The sequence below is a fragment of the Rhizobium aethiopicum genome (assembly GCF_014197535.1).
In the GTDB taxonomy this organism is placed as follows: domain Bacteria; phylum Pseudomonadota; class Alphaproteobacteria; order Rhizobiales; family Rhizobiaceae; genus Rhizobium; species Rhizobium aethiopicum_A.
Genome location: NZ_JACIFV010000055.1, coordinates 1 through 2,163, shown reverse-complemented (window position 1 = coordinate 2,163; position 2,163 = coordinate 1). Strand labels below are relative to the sequence as shown.

Here is a 2,163-nt window from a genome sequence, read left to right as displayed (position 1 = left end):
TTCTTGAAAAAGCACCAAACCGTTGAGAGAGAATCCGTTTTTACGCGGCCACGTGCAGCGCGCCAACCCAGATGAGACGATCCCCAGTGCCGGGGCAACATCGAATGGCGGGCTCCGCATGGCAAGCGGCAAGCTGGCGAGCCTCTGTGTCGGCTTGATGGTCGAGTGCAGACGATTGTCGGCAAGCCGTCGCCATATGGTGTTCGGCCATGCCTTGAGGGCATGATTGGATCTGGCTTTAGCATGCTGGGCGGCGGTCGGCAGGCATTAGGATCGAGGTTCCAAATTTGAATTTCCGGAGGACCGGCATCGATGTACCCAAGACGGAACCAGCCGCGCGATGACGATTCTCGCGAAGTTAGTGGGTGGATCGAAGGCGTGACCGGAGCTTTCGATACGGACGCCTGGATTGAGGATTGCTATCCAGAGAGCCGAGAGATGGAACAGGATCCGACCGACTTGCGCCTCGGTTCGCACGATAGTGACGCCGGCGACCGTGTGCCGCGTCGCAGTTCCGTGGGCGGTTCGATGCGAGTGACGCCGCAGTCGCTGGCGCCGGAGAGGGGTTCGGGGCAGCAAGACGTCGATGCCGCAACGGAGACTCACGTGGTCTCAACCAAGGCTCGCGTCGGCGCCAAGCGTGGTCGCCCCGCCGACCGGGACATGCATCCCGATGACGAGACCCGCATCAACCAGTTCGCGGAAGCAGTCCGAAACTACGAAATTCTACCCGACGGTAGCGTCGGCCGAGGGGACGGAAGGGTTCCCGAGGCTACCGTCGAGAACAATTTAGGGATTCTTAGGAGGTTCGCTCGTTGGCTCCGAGCAGCAAACAGAGATTCGATGGCTTCTCGGTTTTTAAACGATCCAGATTCGCTAGCCGGTGATATCGCGGATTACTGGGCAAACGGTGGGGACGATCGTAAGCGTCTTAACTCAGCACTGTCTCATTTCAGGAGGCTCTCGCCTGAGGGGCAAGAACTCCAAGCCGTTGGACCTGGGCCGCGCCTGATGGGGCGCCGAATTCATGTTCCCTATCCCGACGACGCCCTCATTATTGATGCCTTGGCCAACGAAGAGCGGAGTAAGCTCCGACCGGTCTCGACTTCCAAGAGGAATGTTGTCTGGAATATGGCCAGCAATCAACGGAGGTTTAGCGATTGGCTCCAAAGGGAGGGCAGGGAGAGCATCGCCAGTCGCCTGACTGGCAGTGATCAGCAGCAACAGTCGTTAAAGGACGATTACAGTAACTTTACCAACGCTGAAGGAAAAAAAATAAGCGTGAGTTTAGATCGGCTGCGGCAGTATCTAGGCGCCGAGTCCCAGTTGAAACAGCATAATCCTTATCCCGACGACGCCCTCATTATTGAGGCCTTGGCCAACGAAGAGCGGAGTAAGCTCCGACCGGCCGCGACTTCCCGGAAAAATGCCAGTAACCAACGAAAATTTAGCGCTTGGCTCAAAAGGGAGGGCAGGGAGAGCATAGTCAGCCGACTCACGGGTACTGATGAGCAGCAACGGTCGTTGCAGGAGGATTTTAGGGCCTTTACCAAGGAGGAAGGAAAAAAAGTGGTCGTGAGTTTCGATCGGCTGCGGCAGTATCTAGGCGCCGAGTCCCAGTTGAAACAGCATAATCCTTATCCCGACGACGCCCTCATGATTGATAGCTTCACCAAGGAAGAGCTGAGCAAGCTCGGATCGGACTCGACTTCCAAGCGGAAAAGCGTTTTGAATCTGGCCAGCAATAAACGGAGGTTTAGTGATTGGCTCCGAAAGAAGGGTCGGGGGAGCATAGCCAGTCGCCTGACTGGCAGTGATCAGCAGCAACAGTCGTTAAAGGACGATTTGAGGGCCTTTACCAAGGCTGAAGGAAAAAGAATAAACGTGAGTCTCGATCGGCTGCGGCAGTATCTAGGCGCTGAGTCGCAGTTGAAACAGCATAATCCTTATCCCGACGACGCCCTCATGATTGATAGCTTCGCCAACGAAGAGCTGAGCAAGCTCGGATCGGACTCGACTTCGCAGAGGATAGTCGTCTCGAAGCTGGTCAGCAATCAGCGAAAGTTTGGTGATTGGCTGCAAACCAGGGGTAGGGAGAGCATAGCGAGCCGGCTCAACGGCAGTGATCAGCAGCAATGGTCGTTGAAAAAAGATTACCAAGAC

The 2,163-nt window shown here is 56.0% G+C and carries 1 pseudogene; it reads left to right on the top strand.

Going from position 1 to position 2,163, the window contains the following annotated elements:
* Window positions 1–438 precede the first annotated feature (438 nt).
* Window positions 439–2,163: pseudogene (locus tag GGD53_RS31380) on the top strand (Ulp1 family isopeptidase); the annotation flags it as partial.